Raw genomic sequence first — 19,815 nt, 5'->3', positions numbered from 1 at the left:
CGCAAACCGCTACGCACAGAGCGGTGAAAAAACCCGCGAGAACGGATCGGACTCCGTCTCAGTCTCCGTCCGTCTCTGGCAGGACGTGCAGTCCCGCGTGGCTCTTGAGCACCGTGACTGTCTCCGCATCGGCGTCGAGATAGTCCGGGCGCGGGACCGTCACGCTCTCGAAGGTCTCGGGATCGAGCACCTGGACGGCGTGGGCGTCCTCGACGGCGACCAGTGTGGTCTCCTCGCCGTCCTCGCGGAAGCCCAGGCGCCGTGCATCGGGCGCCTCGCCCTCCTCGAAACTGGCCTCGTAGTGGTCGCCGGTCGCCAGGCGGACCCCCTTGAGGTTCCCCTGGACCGACCGTACCAGGACGGGACCGTCGCCGTCCTCGGGGTCGATCACCTCGCCCTGGCGGTACCGTGGCAGGCGGACGGCGTAGGTGACCCGGTAGAGGCGCTGGCCGTCCTCGTCCTCGCTGATGAGGCGTTTCGAGTCCGAGTACGACCCACCCAGTTGCGCCGTGATGCGCTTGGCGATGCCGTGGCCCATCTGGGTCGTCGAGATCTTCATGTTTAGCCCCTCGTCGACCGCGCTGGTCTCGGTGATGAAGGCGTTGCGGTCGCCGGTCTCCTCGCGGTCGGCGATGTACGCCTCGGCTATCTCCTCGGCGCGTTCGATCTCCTCGTCGGTCGGGTCCCGGCCGTCGGCGCGCACCTGGACGACGCTGGCGAAGGACCCGCCGGCGATCTTCCCGCAGCGCTCGCAGGTCTGGCGCGATATCTTCACGGGGACGACGACCTGCTCGGTGACTGGCGTCTCGCGGATGACCCCCGAGAACTCCGCGTGCATCCGGATGGTGTTCTTGTCGACCTGCTCGGGGGCGACCTGCCAGGCGACCGACTGGGCGTCGACGTGGACGCCCAGGGCCTCGCTGACCTGGTCGACGGCGACGTCGGTGTAGTCCTCGGCGCCGACGTCGACCCAGCGGTTCCCCTTGTGGACCGCGCCACACCGCGAGCAGACACGCACCTCGATACGGTCGGGCGCGTCCACGAGGTCGAACTCCTCGAAGTAACAGGCGTCACACAGCACGCTGTCCGGGTCGCGCTGGCCGGCGATGCTCGGCCTGTCCGCACGCTCCCCTCTCTCGTCGCCACAGCGTGGACAGAACTCTCCCGAGCGGCTCATTGGCTCGTGGTAGACGACTCGGCTGTTTAAGGAGTGTGTTTGTCCCCGCTGCCGGCCCCGTCCCGGCTCCGTCGACGCGAGGTTCGCTTCGGCCGGTTAGATTAAGTCATCCAAGCGAAATTTGTGTGTCATGGTAGCGCGGCTGGCACCTCCTCTGTGTCGTCATCGCCGACACGCGGCCCCACGCCAGCCGAGGAGTCAGCGATGATCCTCGTGCCGATCATCCACGTCGTCCTGCTCGGACTCTCGGTGCTGGTGACGACGGTTCTGGCAGGCTACGCCTGGCGCCACCGGAGCGAACACGGCGCGACCGCTTTCCTCGGACTGATGGTCGGGTTCTCTGTATACTCCGGGACCCACCTGATCGGGCTGTTGACGCTGCACCCGGAGTGGCGGCTGTTCTGGGAGTATCTCCAGTGGACCGGAACTGCCGTCATCCCGGTCTTCTGGCTCCTGTTCGCGCTGGCCTACACCGGCCTCGACGAGATCATCGACCGGCGGACTGTCGCCGTGCTCTGTGTCGTCCCCGCGGTGACCATCGTCCTCTCCTGGACGAACGCCTGGCACGGACTCATGTGGGCCGAGAACACGCTCGTCGTGGTCGATGGACTGGCCATCTACGAGCAGCCCTTTGGCCCGTGGTTCTGGGTGTACACGGCGTTCATGTACGCAGTGGTTGGCGTCGGGAGCATCCTCCTCCTGCGACTCGTCTGGTTCTCGGACCATCTCTACGCCGACCAGGCGGTCCTCGTCGTCCTCGGTGTGGCAGCGCCCATCGTCGCCAGCGCGATGTCGGTGCTCTCGGTGACGCCGATCAGGAACCCGCCACTGGATCTGACGCCCTACTCGTTTTTCGTGACCGGGATCGCGTTCGGCTACGCACTCTTTCGCCACCGGCTGTTCGATCTGGTGCCGGCGACCCGGCAACTCGGGCAGAGCGCGGTCCTCCAGCATCTCGAAGACGGCGTCGTCATCGTCGACACCGACCGACAGGTGCTGTATCTCAACCCGACCGCCGCGGAGTTGTTCGACTGTCCGCCGGCCGACGCGCTCGGACGACCGGTCCGCTCGCTCGTCGACGAGGACGCTATCGACTTCGACGCGGAGGACGCGCTCGCCGAGATCGAACTCGCCGACGGCGTCTACGAGGTCCGAACCTCGCCGATTCACGACCGGCACGACCGGCTGACCGGCCACACGCTCGTCGTCCACGACATCACCGCGCGGAAACGCCGCGAGCACCGGCTCGAACAGCAACACGAGCGCCTGGAGCGACTCGACGATCTCAACACGGCGGTTCGTAGCGTCCACCGGGCGCTCGTCAGCGCGACGGACGGCGACGACATCATGCAGGCGGTGTGTGACCGGCTCGTCGACACCGGGCTCTACCGCACGGCATGTGCGGCCGATGTCCCGACCTGGAACGGGGAGGCAGAGTGCTGGACGGTCGCGACGACGGGCGCCGACGGGTCGGCGCCGGCGGTTCCGGGCGACCTCCCGGGCGACCTCCCGCTAGAGACCGACGGTGGCCCGACGATCATGGTCGAGGACAGCGGGGCGGACGCCGGTGCCTGGACCGTCGTCCCGCTGGTCTACGGGCCGACCGTCTACGGGGCGCTCACGCTCCACTCGGCCCGCGACGGCGACGGCGACTGGTCGGAGATCACCGACCGCGAACGCGAGGTCCTCGTCGAACTGGGTGAACTCATCGGCCACGCGCTCAACGCGGCCGAGAACCGGCGCTTGCTCAACGCCGACTCGGTCGTCGAACTGGAGTTCCACAGCCGTGCCACCGATGGGACGCTGCTGGGTGTGGCCGCGGCCGCGGACGCCCGACTCGAACTCCACGGACTGGTCCCGAACGTCACCGACGGCCACCTGGCGTACCTGCACACCGACGGCGACCCGGACACCGTCACGGCGGCGCTGTCCGACGTCGACCCGACACGTACCAGAACCGTCAGAGAGACCGACGACGGGGCGCTGCTGGAGTGGTCGCTCCCTCCGGAGACGCTGGTCGGGACGCTCGTCGACGAGGGGGCACACGTCCTGGACCTGACCGCCGATGGCGAGCACACCACTGTCGTCGTCGAGGTACCGGCTGACGCGGACGTGCGCGGCCTCGTCGACCGCATCACCTCGGCGTTCGACCACACCCGTCTGGACGCCAAGCGGACTCGTGACCGCCCGGCACTTCGAGACGACCACCTCTCCAGTGAGACCACCGCCGACCTCACCGATCGTCAGCGCGAGGTCCTGGAGACGGCCTACCGTGCCGGCTACTTCGACTGGCCGCGAGGGTCGACCGCCGAGGAGGTCGCGGACGCACTCGACATCGCCGCGCCGACGCTCCACGCCCACCTCCGGAAGGCCGAGGGGACGCTGTTCACCGACCTCTTCGACCGGGAGCGTGACACCGACGACTGACACTGGTACGACGATAAACCGACCGTTGTCGTGCGGTTTTGGCCGATCGTACCGACCGGCACTACACAGTTAGTGGCAACGTACTCGTCGGTAACTGGTCATCTGCGAGCAGAGACAATGGGTTCAGATGACGACAGCGAGATGGTGAACCGCCGAACGCTCCTGCGGACCGCCGCCGCCATGTCGGCGGCCGGGCTCGCCGGGTGTTCGATATCGACGCCGTTCGGTGACTTCGGTGGCAGCGGTGGGAGTGGAGACGGTGGCAGCGGCGGGAGTGGTGGAGACGGCGGCGGAGGCGGTGGCAGTGGCGGCGACGGCAGCGCGACGCCGACATCGGTCACGACGACCCGACAGCCCAGTACCGCGACACCGACGCCCACGCCGACGGCGACGCCAACGCCGACGGCGACCCCGACCCCGACATCGACGCCTACCTCGACACCGACACCCACGCCGACCCCGACAGGAACCCCGACCCCGACGCCCACGCCGGGAACCAATCCGGTCGTCACCCCGATCGAACCCCAGACCCCGATTCCCTGTGTCGTCGACGGCAGCTGTGTCCCGGACAGCGTCATCGAGAACAGCACGACGATCCCGGACGACCCGATCTTCATCCCGGAGGACCCGCTGCTTCCGGAAGACCCGATCGCGATCGACCCCAGCGTCTTCAACAACACTGGCAAATCCGCTGTCGGTGACCCGACGGATGTCTCCAAGAGCGGGACCATCGAGGTGACGGTCACACCCCAGACCGGCAAGGCCGGGAGTTCGAAGGTCGGTAGCGAGGGCACCGAAACCCGCGGCGACATGATCTGTACGACCCAGCAGCGCCGTATCACCTCCGGCAGTGGGACGAACTTCCTGTTGAACCCTCAGATCGGGGTCATCTGGCCCGGTGCGATCCTGGAGGCCGAGAGCATCGCCAAGGGACAGTTCTCACCGGCGCTCTCCTCACAGCGACGCGGCGGGACTCCGGCGAGTCAGATCCGCAACCCACTGGAGCTCTCCGTCTCGCTGCGGAACATCAGCGGGAAGAACACACGGCAACTGCAGAACCCGTCTGTCGGGCGGTACCGGACCGAACTCGACAACATTCTGGGACAGTACAACCAGAACGCGAACACGCCGGCCCGGATGAACTACACCATCCACCAGATCCACTCGGCGAAGCAACTGGACGTCACCCTCGGGGTCCACTACGACAGTCCGACCGTCCAGGTCGACAACAAGTTCGACTTCTCCAGCCAGTCCGAGACGAACAAGCTGATGGCACAGTTCTACCAGCAGTACTACAGCGCCGACATCTCCCTGCCGAACCCGGTCGCGAACGGAGTCGTCTCCAACCCGGGGACCTACCTCAAACGGAACGACGTCATCGTCAACAACGTCTCGTACGGCCGTATCTTACTGTTCTCGGCCGAATCGAAGTACGAGCGAACCGACATCGCCAACGCCCTAGACGTCGCGATGAAGATCGGCTCCGGAAACGGGTCCGCGTCGCTCGATATCAAGCACAAGCAGGTCCTCAGGGACACGAAGATCAACGTTCAGGTGTTAGGCGGGGCTGCCTCGCAGGGTGCGCAACTCATCAGCAAACCCGGCGAGGGCGCGCTCCAGGCGATCCGGAACTTCATCCAGCAGGGCGCGACCTACGACCCGACCACGTCGCCCGGCGTTCCCATCGCCTACCAGACGAAGTACCTGAGCAACCTCGACACGGCAAACACCTACATGACGACGTCCTACACCGAGCGTAACTGCCAGCCCAAAACTCGGTCGTACCGTGTCCACAACATGTCCTGGAAGGTCATCACGGAGTCCGACCCCGGCAACGAGGAGGAGATCTACGGTGACGTCTACGTCGTCGGCTGGCCGATCCAACAGGGGGCACAGGTCACGGGCACGAGTGCCCGCATCGAGCCACGCGGTGGCCGCAGCGACGGGCGCGTCTGGCACCGATCCAAGAGCTCCCACGTCAACATCAAGCAGGGCCGGCGCAAGGATCTGGGTGTCGACGCGGAACTCATGTTCGACGACGTGCACGAACTCGACAGGACCCGGTCGTACATCCAGGTCACCGCCCGTCCCTACGAGAAGGACCCGACCTCCAACAACGACTTCGGCAACAAGAAGAACGTCAAGTGGTTCCTCGACCAGGCGCCCAGCGACCCCGACCGCGCCGGCCAGGGCGGCGGGAAGTTCACCCAGCGCTGGAACGACCACGGGTCGGAACTGGAACTCTCGTTCGACATCTCGCCGATCCCGCCGTGACCGGGGCCGGGTCGCCCCGGCGCTGCTCCGGTGGCTACTCCGCGAGCAGGGACGGTTCGCTGATGGCGGCGTCGCCGGCGGTCCGCCAGTCGTGTTCGGGGTCCCAGTCCAGCAGGCTGCGCGCCTTGGCCGTCGAGAGCGCCGACTGCTCACCGTCCAGTTCGCATTCGGCCGGCACCTCGCCGAAGTATTCGGCGACAACATTGGCGGTGGGCCGTCCCAGATAGTTCTCCGCAGCGGCGGCGTGGAACGCCTCGTGGCCGTCGAGGTCGGCTTCCAGGGCGGCCTCGACGAGGCTGGCGACGTCCCGGACGTCGACGTACGACCAGCAGTTGCCGGCGCCGTCGGCCAGCTCCTCGACGTCGAGGCAGTTGTACTCGCCGGGGTACTGGATCCACGAGGGCCGGATCGAGGCGACGTCGACGCCGTCCCGGCGGGCGACCATCTTCGCGACCTCTTCGCCGGCGACTTTCGAGGTGCCGTAGGGGTCCTCGGGAGCCATCGGATGGTCCTCGTCGATGGGGAGATACGCCGGCAGCGGCGTCTCCGCGGCGAAGGCCAGCCCGTAGGCACTCTCGGAGGACGCCCAGACGACGTCGGCGCCGGCTCGGCCGGCGGCGTCCAGCACGTTGTAGGTCGCCGAGACGTTCGTCTCGAACACCCTGGTCCCTGCGTGGCGGGTCGGGGCCGGGAGTGCCGCCCAGTGGACGACCGTCGCGGGGTCGAACTCGGCGAGGAGGTCACGGATCTCGCCGCTGTCGGTCACGTCCGCCGCCCGGAAGGTGACGTGCTCGCGCTCGCTGACCTCCCAGCCGGGGTGGTCCAGGTCGACACAGACGACGTCGTACGCGCCGGCGAGGCGGTCACAGATCCAGCGTCCCGAACGGCCGCGGCCACCGGTGACGAGAACGGTCTCGGTCATGGCCGGGCGTTCGGGGCACGCGCACAAATGCCTGCGGGGACTGCCGTGAGAGGTCACCGCACGATAGCGGGGTTTTAGAGTCTCGGTCGCCTACGGTCGGCCATGCAGTGGAAAACCGACTGGGGACTCCGCGGTCGGATGGTCCTGACGATGTTCCTGCTGTTCGCGCTGTACATCGTCTTCATCGGCCTCCTCAGTCTGTACTTCACGCGGCTCTCGTCGATGGTGCTGGTGATGGCCCTGTTCATGGGTGCGCAGTTCTTCTTCAGCGACAAGCTCGCACTGTACTCGATGGGGGCCCGCGAGGTCGGCCCCGACGAGTATCCAGAACTCCACCGCGCGGTCGAACGGCTCTCCCAGCAGGCCGACCTCCCGAAACCGAAGGTCGCCGTCGCCGACACGCGGGTCCCCAACGCCTTCGCGACGGGTCGTTCACAGAAGAGCGCCGCCGTCTGCGTGACGACCGGGATCATGAACACACTCGACCAGGAGGAACTGGAGGGGGTCATCGCCCACGAACTCGCCCACGTCAAGAACCGCGACGTGATGGTGATGACAATCGCCTCGTTCCTCTCGACCATCGCCTTCCTCATCGTCCGGTGGGGCTGGCTGTTCGCGGGCGGGCGTGACCGCGGTGGCCAGCAGGCCGCGCCGGTCATCGTCGCGATCCTGGCGTCGCTGGTCGTCTGGATCGTCTCGTTCCTGCTGATCCGGGCGCTCTCTCGGTACCGCGAGTTCGCCGCCGATCGCGGCGCCGCGGTCATCACGGGCAAGCCCTCCGCGCTGGCGACCGCCTTGATGAAGATCGACAGCGGCATGGAGAAAGTCCCGAAGGACGACCTCCGGAGCCAGTCCGAGATGAACGCGTTCTTCATCATCCCCATCCGGGCCGATTGGATCGGGCGCCTGTTCAGCACCCACCCCGCGACCGAGAAACGAATCGACCGTCTGCGCGACCTCGAACGGGAACTGGAAGGCCGCTAGACGACCCGTTGGAGTTCTCCAGCAGTGATCGGTTTCAGCAGCTGTGCTGCCGAGAGGGCGCGTATTTCCGGGCAGTATCCGGGTTCTCACCGGATTTCTCTGTCCGCCGCCACAACAGTGCATCCGTCGGTCTCCGTACTCAGCGGTCACCCGTGATCGAAACTCCCTCAGAACCTATGTCTCTAGCAGTCGTAGTTCCCGATATGCGCCGAAACCTGAGACAGTCGATCGGAATCGGTGCGGGCTTGCTCCTCGGCGCGGCGGGCGGCGCAGTCTGGCGCTGGAAACGGCGGCGACTCGCGGAGCTATCGGCCGGGAGTGAACTCGTCGAAACAGAGCGCGGTGTCGTCGAAGTCGCCCGACGGGGCACGGGGTACCCCGTGCTGGTACTGCACGGAGCACCGGGCGGCTACGACCAGGGACTCCTCCTGGACGGGGTGCTTGGCGATGGGATCGAAATTATCGCTCCCTCCCGACCGGGCTTTCTCCGGACACCGCTCGACGACCACCGGTCCTTCGAGGACCAGGCTACCCTCCTCGTGGCACTCCTCGACGCTCTCGACGTGGACCGCCCGATCGTCGTCGGTATCTCCTGTGGGGGCCCGGTCGCCCTCCAGCTCGCCGCCGAGTATCCAGAGCGAGTCGCGGGGCTCGTCCTGGCCTCGGCGATCACGACCGAGATCGACGAGCGAATGTACGACACGGGCAACCCGATCCTCGACCCGTTGCTCACCTCGACGCCGGTACTCGACATTCGCTCCGGTCTACTCGCCTTCTTCCACCGGTTCACGCCCGATCGGTTCATCGAGAACATGCACGCCGGGCTCTCGACGCTGGAGGGTGACGCCCTCGAAACCTACGTCGAATACATCCGGACACACCCTGCACAACACAGGCGGGATCTCGCATTCGCCCCGACCATCCTCCCCGCCAGCGCCCGCATCGACGGGACGCGCAACGACGAACGCTGGTGCCGCGAGCTCCCCGTCGTCGACTACGAGACGATCGAATGTCCGGTCCTGGTCTTTCACGGGGAGTTCGATGCGGCCGTTCCGATTTCCCACGCCGAGTTTGTGGTCGAAGCACTGCCAGACGTCGAGTTCGTCCGCGTCGATGCCGATCACCTCGCTGGTGTTGGCCCCGATGCCGAACGCGTCCGAAGCGCGCTCCAATCGTTCGTTGAGTCGACAATCGAGAGCGTGAATTCGACGACTCGACAGTAGGCCCAACTACGCTTCCGACGTGAGGGTGACCGTTCTCGGCCAATCAGCGTCTCGATATTCGACTGCTGCACACACCTCGTGTCTCTCCCACACCGGTACTGTCGGCAATTTCGTCTCCCCCGTCACGAGATACTACCACCTGGCACGATTCACATTCAGATCGCACGACAGCAGTACGATCCGGCGTGCATTGCTCTCCAATGACCACGACAGGACGAAAACCGCCTTATTCCCGGCCACCGACGTACGTGTATGGGACTACTCGACGGACTCAAGAGCGTCCTCGGAGTGAAAGCCGAGGCCGACGCTACCCGCGAGGCCGACCCCGACGATCTGTTCGGGATGTCGACGGCGTACATCACGATGGAGGCCGATCTGGGCTACGAGGCTACGGGGGACGCCGCGCTCTGTTTCGGCGACGTCGACAGCACGGACTTCCAGGACGCCAAACAGGAGGTCCGGGACATCCTCGACGCCGGCGCCAGGGAGACCGGTACCGAGGTGGAGTTCACCGAGGACGACCACGGCTACCAGTGGGTCGTCCTCCACGACAGCGACTTCGAGGATTTGGTCACGTCGATCCACTTCGCCGCCGATACGCTCATCGAGCGCCGCTACGGCTCACGGCTGCTCGCGGCGCTCTTTGCCTTCGAGAGCGACCGGAACTTCGACCCGGTCTACTGGGTCTACTCGTTCCGTCGGGGCGCCTACTACCCGTTCGCGCCCGACCCCGACCGGGACCACGAGCGCGACACCACCGCGGAGTTCAAACTGGAGAGCAACCTCGACGGCGAACTCACTGTCGAGCAGGACAAGGAGTACTGGTACCCGCTGTGGCCCGACCGGGCGGGGTACCATCCCTGGGAGTGAGGCGTCGATGTCGCCCGCCGGTCCCGTGATGGGTGACCACTACCGGCCGACCGACGACGCGGTCCCAGGCGGTATCTATCGCGTCGTCGGGAGACCCGAGGACTCGGTGACACTGCTGCGTGTCGGCGACGCGGACGGCCGGCGCGTCCACTCCGGTGTGGTCGTCACGGCCGACTCGCTCGCTGGCTTCGACCCCGCGGAGAACCCGGACGGGAACCGTCCCCTCGGCGCGAAACTCGCCGGCGTGGGACGGTCGACGTACTGGTCCGTCCGTGTGTTCGGCCAGTCGCTCGCCGCGAATCCGCTCGCCACCGCTGCGTTCGGGACACTCCTTCTGACAGGCGCGCTCGGCCCGCAACTGTTCTCGACGACCGGGCCGCTGTTCGACGGACTGCTCTTCGCCGGCGCGTTCGGCCTGGTCTTCGTGGGAAGCGGTCGGCTCTGACTCCCCTTCCCGTGTAAAGCTCCCGATACCGACCCGACCTGTCCCACTGCTGTCCCGCAGTTTCACTTTCACTCCCCTGTTAACGTGGGTTTATGTGTCATCGGGCGCAAGCCACGTCCATGTCCGCAAGTGAGGACCTGGAAGACCTGCCCGGCGTCGGCCCGGCGACAGCAGAGAAGCTGAAAGACAACGGATTCGACTCCTATCAGGGCATCGCGGTCGCCTCGCCCGGCGAACTGTCGAACACGGCCGACATCGGGGAGTCGTCGGCCGCCGACATCATCAACGCTGCCCGCGAGGCTGCCGACATCGGCGGCTTCGAGACCGGCTCGACGGTACTCGAACGCCGCGAACAGATCGGCAAGCTCTCCTGGGGCGTCGGCGAGGTCGACGACCTCCTCGGTGGGGGCGTCGAGACCCAGTCGATCACCGAGGTGTACGGCGAGTTCGGGGCTGGCAAGTCCCAGGTGACCCACCAGCTCGCCGTCAACGTCCAGCTCCCGGCCGAACACGGCGGCCTGGAGGGCAGCGCCATCTTCATCGACTCCGAGGACACGTTCCGGCCCGAGCGGATCGAGCAGATGGTCGAGGGCCAGGACGACGAGGTCATCGAGGACACGATGGTCTTCCACGGCATCGCAGAGGAGGGGGAGGCCGACGCCACCGACGAGGATCTGCTGGACGACCTCGTTGCCTCTGTGCTGGACAAGATCCACGTCGCGAAGGCGTTCAACTCCAACCATCAGATCCTGCTGGCCGAGAAGGCCCAGGAGATCGCCAGCGAGACCCAGGACGAGGAGTTCCCGGTCCGCCTGCTCGCGGTCGACTCGCTGACGGCCCACTTCCGCGCCGAGTACGTCGGCCGCGGGGAACTGGCAGAGCGCCAGCAGAAGCTCAACAAGCACCTCCACGACCTGATGCGGGTCGGCGACCTCAACAACACCGCCGTCGTCGTCACCAACCAGGTCGCCTCCAACCCCGACTCGTTCTTCGGTGACCCGACCCAGCCCATCGGCGGGAATATCCTCGGCCACACCTCGACGTTCCGGATCTACCTCCGCAAGTCCAAGGGCGACAAGCGGATCGTCAAACTCGTCGACGCGCCGAACCTCCCCGACGGCGAAGCGGTCATGCGCGTCGAGGAAGGCGGCCTGATGAACGAGTAGCGAGCAAACGTCTAGTTTTTTGTTTTTGCCGTGTAGGTGTATCTGTGAATGACGAACACACGGAGCGAGACAGCCTCGCTGCTGCAGTGTTCGACGAACTGCCGGACCAGATTGCGATCCTCGAACCCGACGGGACGATCCGTGCGACGAACCGGTCCTGGCAGCAGTTCGGGCTGGACAACGGACTGGAAGTCGGTGGCGACATGGTCGGTGAGAACTATCTCCGGGTCTGCCGGAGTTCGGCGGACGCGACCGCGACCGCCGTCGCGGAGGGGATCGAGGCGGTCGTCGACGGTTCACGGTCGTCGTTCTCGCTTGAGTACCCGTGTCACTCGCCGACCGAACAGCGCTGGTTCCGGGTGCGAGCGACGGACTGTACGTTCGACGACGAGCGACTGGTGATCGTCAGCCACACGGACATCACCGAGCGACATCTGGCCGAACAGCGCGTCGCCGACCGTAACGACACGCTGGAACTGGTCGCTGGAATCCTCAGCCACGACCTCCAGAGTCCGCTGACGGTCGCGCTCGGCCGCTCGGAACTGGTCGACGGGGAGCACGCACAGGCAATCGAACGCTCGCTCGAACGGATGCAGGACATCATCGACGACGCGCTACTGATCGCCCGGCGGACAGAACTCGACGCCGTCGACCCCGTCGCACTCGACCGCTGTGGCGAGGCCGCCTGGGCCCACGTCGAGACCGACGACGCCACACTCCAGATCGAATCCGGCGCGACGATCATGGCCGACGAGTCGTTGCTGACACAGCTGCTGGAGAACCTCTTTCGCAATGCGGTCGAGCACGGCGGTCCCGGCGTGACCGTCACGCTCTCGGATCGGGACGACGGGTTCGCCGTCGCCGACGACGGTCCAGGTATCCCCGACGACCGGCACGAGCAGGTTCTCGAAGCCGGCTTCACGACGAACAGGGAGGGCGGTGGGACGGGGCTGGGACTCACCATCGTCCAGCGGATCGCGACAGTCCACGAGTGGGATGTACAGATTTCTGATAGTTCTGCGGGCGGTGCGATGTTCGTCTTCTCTAGCGTCGAGCGTGCGACCGACTCCAGTGCGTGACTGTGTCACCCGTCCTCGAACCCCTTCGTTTCATCTCGAACCGATCGCCGTCTGGCGTCTTTCGTCCGTCTGACGGACCGGAGTGAAAGTGGTCAGCGTGCGACAGAATCGCACGACGACGGTACATCTCCTAGTGAAACAGAGGGGTTATCGACGAAAACCGCAGTACGAGACTGGAGTCACGTGGTAACCAAAAGGGTAGCGTCTCGCCTCCAGATCGTCACAGTGTAACATCATGTCTGACGGTGGACTGGTATGACAATCTATTTACCAAATCAAAGATAATGATTAATTACTGGGTGGGACCAATGAGTACGAGCGATACATTCCGGTGCAGCGGATGCGAGACGGAGTACAGAGTCACGGCAGCGACGCGGCCGACAGTTATCTGCCAGGCGTGCGACCAGGTCGCGACGCTTTACGGGGACGCCGCTGCGATACGGGCGTACAGACTGGGATACACGACGTACCGTGAGGCACGACGACGCCTGAGCGAGGCCATGGCGACACTGGAGAGTGGGTCGACGACGCTCGCGCGCGGTGGGTTCAACGACGCCGCCAGCGAGTTCGAACAGAGCGTCGATCACTTCTGGACGGCCCAGCGGGAGGCCGAGAGCGATCAGATCGACGTCACGGCGACCGCGGCCCGGCAGAAGGCGACCTGTTTCTGGCAGGCCGCCGAGTGGCTCAGCGGGTTCACCTTCGCGAGCGAGCAGGGTGACCAGACACGGGCGGCGACGTTCCGCCACGACGCGAAGCGGCGGCTGACGACGGCCAGCGGATACGACACGCTGACAGCGCCGGCAGAGTTGCAGTCCGCGACAGAGTAATCGGGCGGGGGCGGGTATCGCGTGCCGTCGAGCGGCGGCTACACGCCTCCCGGTTCACTCCCCAGCGCTCGGCGGCTGATCGCAGGTCGGCGATGAAACGCCTTCCCGTTCAATCCCCAGCAGACTTCATCCCTGTCCCGTCCAGATCCTCACCGCCGACCGAGGACCGCAGGGCGTCCATCCCGTCGTCGCGGTCGATACCGAAGTTGTCGGCGTAGAGGTCCTGGACGCGGTCGAACTCCGCGTCGCTGAGCGGTGGCGTGTCCGGCGCACCGGCCCACTCGTCGATGTCGGCGGTCGTCCGGAACGTCGGCGTCACCGAGGCCACCTCGTCGTGTGCCAGCAGCCACTGGATGGCGGCCTGGCCCATCGTGCGGTCACCTTCCCGTTCGAGGAACCGGATTGACTCGACCTTCTCCCAGCCGGTCTCGTACCACTCGTCGGGGCGGTGGGCGCGGTGGTCGCCCTCGCCCAGTTCCGTCTCGGGGGTGACCTGCTCGTTCAGCAGGCCCGAGGAGTGGGGGACGCGGGCGATGATGGAGGTGTCGGCCTCGTGTTCGCGGATGGTCTCGACGAAGTGCCGACCCGGTGTCTGCTCGAAGAGGTTGAAGACGGTCTGGAGGGCGTCGAACTCGTTGGCGACGGCGGCGTCGCCTTCGGCGAGCCAGCCGATGGAGGGGCCCAGTGCCCAGCCGATGGCCTCGACCTTGCCCTCCTCGCGGAGTTCGTCGAGCGCTTCGAGGACGTCCTCGTCGACCTCGTCGACGTTGGCGTTGTGGAGCATCAGCAGATCGACGTGGTCCATGTCCAGGCGGTCCAGCGAGCGCTCGGTCGCGGTGTGGATCCACTCCGGCGTGACTTTCTTCGGGAGTTCCCCGTGGCCGGCCTGAGGGTTGTTGTAGAAGTCGTAGCCGATCTTCGTGCTGACGGTCACCTCGTCACGGCGGTCGGCCAGCGCCTCGCCGATGATCTCCTCGCTGTTTCCGTGGCCGTAGACGTCGCCGGTGTCGAAGAAGGTCACGCCCTGTTCGACGGCGTGGTCGATCATCTCGACGGCGTCCTCGCGTGTCCGGTCGCCCCACCAGTCCGTTCCGACGACCCAGGCGCCGAAGCCGACCTGGGAGACCTCGACGTCCGTGGTCCCGAGCGTGTCGTATTTCATGCCCGGGGGTTGGGCCGCAGCACACTTATCGCTCGTGGTTCTCCCGGATGCCGTAGCGCAGCGCGGGCGTGGCAACGGCCTCACGGATGGCAACGTCGCCGTACTCGCGGCCGACCCACCAGGCGAGCGCCGCGCTACCGAGGACGAGGCCAACGAGCGCGACGAGGCCACCCTCCGGCCCGAACGACCCGCCGGTCAGGACCGCTGGACCGGTCGACCGCGTCCCGACGAGTGCCGCGCCGGTCCGGAGCCCGCTGACGGGGAACCCGTACAGTCCGAGCGCGAAGTTCCAGGCGACGTGGAACCCACAGGCGATCCCCAGGCGGCCGGTCAGGACGTAACACCCGCCCAGGAGGATGCCGTACAGGGTGATGTTCGCGATGCTGAGCAGCGAGGAACTGGGGTTGGCCGCGTGCAGGAAGCCAAAGAGCACGCCGGTCGCGACTGTGGTGACGACGACCGCGCGCCACTTCCCGAGGGTGCCTGCAAGTCCCTCGGCGGCGTTGGTCAGCAGATAGCCGCGGACGATGATCTCTTCGGCGGAGGCCTGGATCACGAAGAACAGCCCCAGTAGCGCGAGCCGTTCGACAGCGCCGAGCGGGCCGAAGACGAAGGTATCCGAGGGTCCGGTCACCAGAACTCCCGTGACGGTGACCAGCCCGGCCACGACCTGGCCGACGAGAAACAGCGTCGGCAGCCCGATGCCGAGCGCGAGACCGAAGGCGGCGTCGCGCCACCACTGCCGGTCGAACCCGAGTCCGTAGTCGGACAGTTGTCGCCGGTCGAGCAGATACCCGATGCCGACGGCCAGGGCTGTCCCGGCGGCATAGACGGCGACCTGTCGGAGCGAGAGGTACGTCGCACGCAATCTTGGGGCGAACGGCTCGGGATCGACGAGGACGTCCAGCAGGCCGGTGACGACGATGAACCCGAACGCGGCCACGAAGAACCAGACGATAACCCGCCAGAGCGCCCGCAGGCGCTTCTCGCGGGGGTTGACCATGTAGCCGCGGATCTCCATGATGAAATCCGACCTGACCATACCGGGCCGTCGGTCTCCCGTCCCTTAACTACCGGCGACCTCGGGTGGGTCCGACAGAGCCGTGCTACCAGGTGTCGTAACACCGATGTCACCGGGTGCCGAACAGGTAACGGAAACCCATATCTGCGACCGAACCGATGCTGTTGCTATGACGAAACGCCACGTCTCGCTGCCGCCGGTCGCCGAGGAGGGACTGCGGAGCTTCATCGACGAGGTCGACGAGCGACTGTCGGGCGAGGAGGACACTTGCGACGTGGTCACCGACGTCCTGATCGATCTCCACGGGGACCGGGAGGCCTACGAGCGCTGGCAATCCGGCGGCGACGTCTCGCCGGCCGAGCGTGTCCGTCTCCAGGGATACGATCCCTGTAACACCACGCTGGAGAGCGAGTACTACGCCGAGAAAGACGAGGAGAAGTTCAAGCGCTCGAAACACCTCCAGTGGCTCTGGCGCCAGTTCGACGCCACACCGATGGCGGACAACGTCGAGTTCGCCCTGCGCTTCCGCCGGATGCTCGCCGACCACCTCTTCGAGTCCTGTGGTGACAACTGCCGCTTCTTCAAGAACATCTCCTTTACCTACGGCCACAACATCGAGATCGGCGACAACGTCGTGGTCCACGACGACGTCCACCTCGACGACCGCGGGAAACTGACCATCGGCGACCGGGTCTCTATCTCTGACGACACACATATCTACAGTCACGACCACGACGGGGTCGACCAGACCCACGTCGAGAACTTCCACACGATCATCGAAGACGACGTCCGGCTCACCTACGACTCGATGGTCCGTGCTGGCGTTCGTGTCGGTGAGAATTCGATTCTGGCTGCGAAGTCCATCGCGAGCAAGGACATCCCCGCACACCACATCGCTGCCGGCATGCCGGCCAAATCCATCGCGATCAAGGAGGGCTGGGAATCGGTCGCATCCGCCCTCGACGACGCCAATACCGACCGTCGCGACGAACGCCGACTCGACTACGACCTCCCCGAGAACATCGAGGTGTTCGACGAGTTCCAGCGGGACCTGTCTCCCCCGGAGTGATCGCTGCGATCTGGTGCCCAGATATCATTTCTGAAATTCCGGCCAGAACACCAAAGTACCAATCGCCCAGTCTAGGTTGGTATGCAACTGTGGGGCTGGCTCATCGCGTACGTCGTCACGTTCGGCCTCGTGCAACTCCTGTTGTACCACTACTTCCAGCACCGGCGTGAGCCGTCGCCCGATTCGACACCGGTCGGAGCGGGCCCCGGTGGTACCGCGGTCGAGGCCGGTGGGCTGTCCCCCGAGAGCGACGCCGTCTGCTGTCCCGAGTGCGGGACGCGAAACGAGGGCCACCAGATGATCCGGTACTGCCGGGTCTGTGCCGCCGCGCTCCAGTAGGCACTTGCTTGCCCGGGCCGAACGGACTGCATGCGCAGCGTCGCCATCAACGTCGCAGCCAACACCAACGAACCGGGGTTTCGCGGCCCGCTGTTCCCCGACGGTTCCTTCGAGTACATTCCCATTCCCGAGTCCGAACCGACGGCCGAATCCGTCCCGACCTACGCCGATCTCGACCTGGCGACGGACGTCTCTGGTGTGGCGGACCGCCCGGTCCACTTCGATCCGGAGTTCCCCGAAGCCGGCGGCGAACGCTACACCTACGGCGACGAGCACGGCGTGAAGGCCGGCCCCATCTCGGAACTCGCGGCCGGCGACTACCTTTTCTTCTACGCGACGCTCTCGACGACCGGCGGGGGGCCCGCCTGGGCGGCGCCCGAGTGGGGTGCCTATCTCATCGGACACTTCCGGTTGGCCCGCGACCCCGTAACTGGAACGGAGTACGAGGGCCTCCCGGCCGACGAACGGGCCGTCTTCGACTCGAACGCCCACGTCAAGCGGGAGTCGTTCGACGCGCGTGTCCTCGTCCTTGGCGCCCCCGAGGAGTCGGGACTGTACGACACGGTCGTCCCCCTCTCGGAACCCAGCGGTGGGACCGACGCCAACCACCTGGTCACGGCGCTCTCCTCGGACTCCGGGAAGGGGCCCTGGTGGCGTCGGCCGATGCGGTTCGACGAGGCCGGAACCGAGCGCCTGCTCGCGCTCGCGACGGAACCGCCGGGGACTGTCAGGGCTGAAACAGGCGAATAAGTTATCACCACTGAGAACAGAACGTGAAAGCATATGTCGAAACGTGCTCAGGCTGGAGGTATGCGAATCTCCAGCGGTGTCCCCGGCTTCGACGAACTCGTCGAGGGGGGGCTCTTGGCTGACCGTCTGTACGTCGTCAGCGGGCCGCCGGGGAGCGGCAAGACGACGTTCTGCTCGCAGTTCATCACCCAGGGGGCCAAAGAGGGAGAGTCCTGCCTCTACGTGACGATGCACGAGACGAAGACGGAACTGATGCAGGACATGTCCGGCTACGAGTTCGGCTTCGACCGGGCGATCCAGTCCGACGCCGTCCAGTTCCTCAATCTCGTCACCGAGAACGGCAAACGGACCATCACCCAGTTCGGCTCCGAGGGTGGCCTGACCAACCGACTCGTCGCGTACATCAGACAGAACGACATCGAGCGGGTCGTCATCGACTCGACGATGCTCCTCCAGCACTTCATGAACGACGTTGGCGACGAGATCACCGGCTTCCTCTCGGCGCTGAAACAGACCGAGGCGACGACGCTGCTCATCTCCGAGATGACCGACCCCTCCTCCTACAGCGACGAGCATTACCTCGCCCACGGCGTCATCTTCTTCCACAACTTCCTGGAGGGCGGGAGCATGACACGGGGGATCCAGGTCATCAAGATGCGCGGGACGGCCATCGACTGTGACATCCGGCAGATCCAGTTCTCGGACAAGGGCCTGCGGGTCCTGGCCGACCAGAAGGTCGAGTCATGAGCCGCTACGCGCGCGAGTTCGACACCGATTGGGACACGCTCGACAAGGACGAGGCGACCGATCGCGCCTACGCCATCGGGGTCGCCGAGCGCCTGGGCGAGTACAATCGCGAGGAACTCGAGCGCATCTACGCCGAGATGAACTCGGCCTACCAGAAGAGCATGGTCGAACTGGCCTACGACGAGGGCCGCAACGAGGCCGAGGAGGTCGCACGGACGACCGACGCCGACGAGAGCGCGGTCTGGGACGACCTTGTCACCGGCGAGAAGACCTACATCGACGAGGACGACATCCCGACCGGCGGTCGGGAGGGGTTGCCCGATGTGCTGGACTCCTCCGAGATGCTCGACAAGCAGGAGGTCGACAGCACCGAGCGCGTCGACAAGCCGGACTTTCTGGACCGCTGAGGTTCACTCGGGCGGTTCGACGGGCGCTTCCAGCTGTGCGACGTCGACGACGAGCTGGTTGTTCGTCGTGTCGACGGCTTTGACCGTCCCGGCGACGACCAGTCCCGCGACGGGTGTCGGCCCGATAGCGACCGCCTGCCCGACCTCGAACTGCGCCACGGAGTCCTGGAGGTGGAGCCGTGCCTGGCACTGTTCGGGGTGGTGGACACCGGTCAGGTTGATCTCCTCGACGGTGACGTCGACGCGCTCGTACTCGCGGGCCAGCGTCACGGACTCGGCGTCGTCCATCGGGTCGCGACCGATCGCCTCGTAGGCCAGCTCCGTCGGCTCGTAGCCGCCGCTCGGGCCGGAGACACTCTCGACGAGGCCGAGTGCGGCCAGGCTCTGCATCTGGTTCTGGACGGTACCGAGGTTGCGGTCGATCTCGTCGGCGATGACGCGCCCCTTGACCGGGGCGTCGGCCGACTGGTGCCTGTTGACCAGCGCAGTGAGCGTTCGCTGTTGACTGCTGGTCAACTCGATCTGGACCATACCGGCTGTTCCACGAGTAGCCACTTATACTGTTGGCCACGGCGAACGGCGTGCGACAGGTCCCCACTCGACGGCAGCAGGAGTTATATACCAGAGTCGATAAGCCGGCGGTTGTGAGCAAAACCAAGGTGTCGCTGTCGGACCAGACCGTGTCCGAGATCGAACGACTCGTCGAACAGGGAGAGTTCATCAACCAGGATCAGGCCATCGAGGACCTCCTCAAGCGGGGGGTCTCGGCGTACGATACGACCGAGGAGTCGACCGAGTCCGCGCTGGACGACCAGATGTTCGGCCAGACGGCCTCGGAACAGCAGGACCCGGCCATGCAGGACGACGACTACGGGTTCTGACGCCGGCGCGACTGCTCGCCGTCGAGTCGCCGCAAAAGTAAC

Annotated in this window: 20 protein-coding genes; 15 read left to right on the top strand and 5 right to left on the bottom strand. The window is 65.9% G+C overall.

Going from position 1 to position 19,815, the window contains the following annotated elements; translation table 11 throughout:
- Positions 1-58 precede the first annotated feature (58 nt).
- Positions 59-1,177: a 60S ribosomal export protein NMD3 gene (locus Hhyl2_RS11585; RefSeq protein WP_483550928.1), complete on the bottom strand. Its 1,119-nt coding sequence runs from the start codon at positions 1,175-1,177 to the stop codon at positions 59-61.
- A 204-nt stretch (positions 1,178-1,381) separates the two neighbouring features.
- On the opposite strand from Hhyl2_RS11585, the gene Hhyl2_RS11580 reads away from it, so the two are divergent.
- Positions 1,382-3,604: a histidine kinase N-terminal 7TM domain-containing protein gene (locus Hhyl2_RS11580; protein WP_483550927.1), complete on the top strand. Its 2,223-nt coding sequence runs from the start codon at positions 1,382-1,384 to the stop codon at positions 3,602-3,604.
- A 117-nt stretch (positions 3,605-3,721) separates the two neighbouring features.
- The gene (locus Hhyl2_RS11575; protein WP_483550926.1) at positions 3,722-5,878 is read left to right on the top strand and encodes a thiol-activated cytolysin family protein; all 2,157 of its coding nucleotides are present in this window, start codon (positions 3,722-3,724) and stop codon (positions 5,876-5,878) included.
- Between the two features lie 34 nt (positions 5,879-5,912).
- On the opposite strand, the gene Hhyl2_RS11570 is transcribed toward Hhyl2_RS11575, so the two are convergent.
- Positions 5,913-6,800 (bottom strand): NAD-dependent epimerase/dehydratase family protein, encoded by an 888-nt coding sequence (locus tag Hhyl2_RS11570; RefSeq protein WP_483550925.1) that lies wholly within the window; start codon positions 6,798-6,800, stop codon positions 5,913-5,915.
- Positions 6,801-6,902: 102 nt separating this feature from the next.
- Between Hhyl2_RS11570 and htpX the strand changes: the two genes are divergently transcribed.
- The 7 genes from htpX (at position 6,903) to Hhyl2_RS11535 (ending at position 13,397) form a co-directional block, all read left to right on the top strand.
- Positions 6,903-7,784, top strand: a complete 882-nt coding sequence (htpX, locus tag Hhyl2_RS11565) for a zinc metalloprotease HtpX (RefSeq protein WP_483550924.1) — start codon at positions 6,903-6,905, stop codon at positions 7,782-7,784.
- Between the two features lie 203 nt (positions 7,785-7,987).
- Positions 7,988-9,007, top strand: a complete 1,020-nt coding sequence (locus tag Hhyl2_RS11560) for an alpha/beta fold hydrolase (RefSeq protein WP_483550923.1) — start codon at positions 7,988-7,990, stop codon at positions 9,005-9,007.
- Between the two features lie 252 nt (positions 9,008-9,259).
- Positions 9,260-9,877 (top strand): PspA-associated protein PspAB, encoded by a 618-nt coding sequence (pspAB, locus tag Hhyl2_RS11555; RefSeq protein ID WP_483550922.1) that lies wholly within the window; start codon positions 9,260-9,262, stop codon positions 9,875-9,877.
- 7 nt (positions 9,878-9,884) lie between these two features.
- Positions 9,885-10,322, top strand: coding sequence for a hypothetical protein (locus Hhyl2_RS11550; RefSeq protein WP_483550921.1), 438 nt, complete (start codon positions 9,885-9,887; stop codon positions 10,320-10,322).
- A gap of 119 nt (positions 10,323-10,441) precedes the next feature.
- Positions 10,442-11,488 (top strand): DNA repair and recombination protein RadA, encoded by a 1,047-nt coding sequence (gene radA, locus Hhyl2_RS11545; RefSeq protein ID WP_483550920.1) that lies wholly within the window; start codon positions 10,442-10,444, stop codon positions 11,486-11,488.
- A gap of 44 nt (positions 11,489-11,532) precedes the next feature.
- Positions 11,533-12,567 carry a sensor histidine kinase gene (locus Hhyl2_RS11540; protein ID WP_483550919.1) on the top strand — a complete coding sequence of 345 codons (1,035 nt, stop codon included), beginning with the start codon at positions 11,533-11,535 and terminating at the stop codon, positions 12,565-12,567.
- A 308-nt stretch (positions 12,568-12,875) separates the two neighbouring features.
- A complete protein-coding gene (locus Hhyl2_RS11535; RefSeq protein WP_483550918.1) occupies positions 12,876-13,397 on the top strand; it encodes a hypothetical protein in 522 nt (173 codons plus the stop codon).
- A 109-nt stretch (positions 13,398-13,506) separates the two neighbouring features.
- Here Hhyl2_RS11535 and Hhyl2_RS11530 read toward each other — a convergent pair whose 3' ends face one another.
- Both Hhyl2_RS11530 and Hhyl2_RS11525 read right to left on the bottom strand, forming a co-directional pair.
- Positions 13,507-14,559, bottom strand: a complete 1,053-nt coding sequence (locus Hhyl2_RS11530) for an aldo/keto reductase (RefSeq protein WP_483550917.1) — start codon at positions 14,557-14,559, stop codon at positions 13,507-13,509.
- A gap of 25 nt (positions 14,560-14,584) precedes the next feature.
- Positions 14,585-15,601, bottom strand: coding sequence for a lysostaphin resistance A-like protein (locus Hhyl2_RS11525; protein WP_483550916.1), 1,017 nt, complete (start codon positions 15,599-15,601; stop codon positions 14,585-14,587).
- A 148-nt stretch (positions 15,602-15,749) separates the two neighbouring features.
- Between Hhyl2_RS11525 and Hhyl2_RS11520 the strand changes: the two genes are divergently transcribed.
- The 5 genes from Hhyl2_RS11520 to Hhyl2_RS11500 all read left to right on the top strand — a co-directional run bounded on the left by Hhyl2_RS11520 (position 15,750) and on the right by Hhyl2_RS11500 (position 18,892).
- Positions 15,750-16,649 (top strand): acyltransferase, encoded by a 900-nt coding sequence (locus Hhyl2_RS11520; RefSeq protein ID WP_483550915.1) that lies wholly within the window; start codon positions 15,750-15,752, stop codon positions 16,647-16,649.
- Between the two features lie 81 nt (positions 16,650-16,730).
- Positions 16,731-16,988: a DUF7577 domain-containing protein gene (locus Hhyl2_RS11515; protein WP_483550914.1), complete on the top strand. Its 258-nt coding sequence runs from the start codon at positions 16,731-16,733 to the stop codon at positions 16,986-16,988.
- Between the two features lie 30 nt (positions 16,989-17,018).
- A complete protein-coding gene (locus Hhyl2_RS11510; protein WP_483550913.1) occupies positions 17,019-17,738 on the top strand; it encodes an Nmad3 family putative nucleotide modification protein in 720 nt (239 codons plus the stop codon).
- 60 nt (positions 17,739-17,798) lie between these two features.
- Positions 17,799-18,485 carry an RAD55 family ATPase gene (locus tag Hhyl2_RS11505; RefSeq protein WP_483550912.1) on the top strand — a complete coding sequence of 229 codons (687 nt, stop codon included), beginning with the start codon at positions 17,799-17,801 and terminating at the stop codon, positions 18,483-18,485.
- A complete protein-coding gene (locus tag Hhyl2_RS11500) occupies positions 18,482-18,892 on the top strand; it encodes a DUF8057 family protein (RefSeq protein WP_483550911.1) in 411 nt (136 codons plus the stop codon). The genes Hhyl2_RS11505 and Hhyl2_RS11500 overlap by 4 nt, the downstream gene beginning before the upstream one ends.
- A gap of 3 nt (positions 18,893-18,895) precedes the next feature.
- Here the strand turns inward: Hhyl2_RS11500 and Hhyl2_RS11495 are convergent, their stop codons facing one another.
- Entirely contained in the window at positions 18,896-19,423 is a 528-nt protein-coding gene (locus Hhyl2_RS11495) for a TrmB family transcriptional regulator (protein WP_483550910.1), read from the bottom strand.
- A gap of 113 nt (positions 19,424-19,536) precedes the next feature.
- On the opposite strand from Hhyl2_RS11495, the gene Hhyl2_RS11490 reads away from it, so the two are divergent.
- Positions 19,537-19,773 (top strand): DUF7120 family protein, encoded by a 237-nt coding sequence (locus Hhyl2_RS11490; protein ID WP_483550909.1) that lies wholly within the window; start codon positions 19,537-19,539, stop codon positions 19,771-19,773.
- The last annotated feature ends 42 nt before the right edge of the window (positions 19,774-19,815 follow it).

This window comes from Haloarcula sp. H-hyl2 (assembly GCF_056934385.1).
The sequence above is the reverse complement of the archived record's forward strand: the minus strand, read 5'-3'. Positions and strand labels throughout refer to the sequence as shown.

What these genes read in the sequence shown, in the direction of transcription:
- Hhyl2_RS11575 (WP_483550926.1), top strand. Translation starts at nt 3,722, where the DNA reads ATGGGTTCAGATGACGACAGCGAGATGGTGAACCGCCGAACGCTCCTG.
- Hhyl2_RS11570 (WP_483550925.1), bottom strand. Translation starts at nt 6,800, where the DNA reads ATGACCGAGACCGTTCTCGTCACCGGTGGCCGCGGCCGTTCGGGACGC.
- Hhyl2_RS11580 (WP_483550927.1), top strand. Translation starts at nt 1,382, where the DNA reads ATGATCCTCGTGCCGATCATCCACGTCGTCCTGCTCGGACTCTCGGTG.
- Hhyl2_RS11530 (WP_483550917.1), bottom strand. Translation starts at nt 14,559, where the DNA reads ATGAAATACGACACGCTCGGGACCACGGACGTCGAGGTCTCCCAGGTC.
- radA (WP_483550920.1), top strand. Translation starts at nt 10,442, where the DNA reads ATGTCCGCAAGTGAGGACCTGGAAGACCTGCCCGGCGTCGGCCCGGCG.
- Hhyl2_RS11510 (WP_483550913.1), top strand. Translation starts at nt 17,019, where the DNA reads ATGCGCAGCGTCGCCATCAACGTCGCAGCCAACACCAACGAACCGGGG.
- Hhyl2_RS11515 (WP_483550914.1), top strand. Translation starts at nt 16,731, where the DNA reads ATGCAACTGTGGGGCTGGCTCATCGCGTACGTCGTCACGTTCGGCCTC.
- Hhyl2_RS11550 (WP_483550921.1), top strand. Translation starts at nt 9,885, where the DNA reads ATGTCGCCCGCCGGTCCCGTGATGGGTGACCACTACCGGCCGACCGAC.
- Hhyl2_RS11585 (WP_483550928.1), bottom strand. Translation starts at nt 1,177, where the DNA reads ATGAGCCGCTCGGGAGAGTTCTGTCCACGCTGTGGCGACGAGAGAGGG.
- Hhyl2_RS11495 (WP_483550910.1), bottom strand. Translation starts at nt 19,423, where the DNA reads ATGGTCCAGATCGAGTTGACCAGCAGTCAACAGCGAACGCTCACTGCG.
- Hhyl2_RS11505 (WP_483550912.1), top strand. Translation starts at nt 17,799, where the DNA reads ATGCGAATCTCCAGCGGTGTCCCCGGCTTCGACGAACTCGTCGAGGGG.
- Hhyl2_RS11560 (WP_483550923.1), top strand. Translation starts at nt 7,988, where the DNA reads ATGCGCCGAAACCTGAGACAGTCGATCGGAATCGGTGCGGGCTTGCTC.
- pspAB (WP_483550922.1), top strand. Translation starts at nt 9,260, where the DNA reads ATGGGACTACTCGACGGACTCAAGAGCGTCCTCGGAGTGAAAGCCGAG.
- Hhyl2_RS11525 (WP_483550916.1), bottom strand. Translation starts at nt 15,601, where the DNA reads ATGGTCAGGTCGGATTTCATCATGGAGATCCGCGGCTACATGGTCAAC.
- Hhyl2_RS11520 (WP_483550915.1), top strand. Translation starts at nt 15,750, where the DNA reads ATGACGAAACGCCACGTCTCGCTGCCGCCGGTCGCCGAGGAGGGACTG.
- Hhyl2_RS11500 (WP_483550911.1), top strand. Translation starts at nt 18,482, where the DNA reads ATGAGCCGCTACGCGCGCGAGTTCGACACCGATTGGGACACGCTCGAC.
- Hhyl2_RS11535 (WP_483550918.1), top strand. Translation starts at nt 12,876, where the DNA reads ATGAGTACGAGCGATACATTCCGGTGCAGCGGATGCGAGACGGAGTAC.
- htpX (WP_483550924.1), top strand. Translation starts at nt 6,903, where the DNA reads ATGCAGTGGAAAACCGACTGGGGACTCCGCGGTCGGATGGTCCTGACG.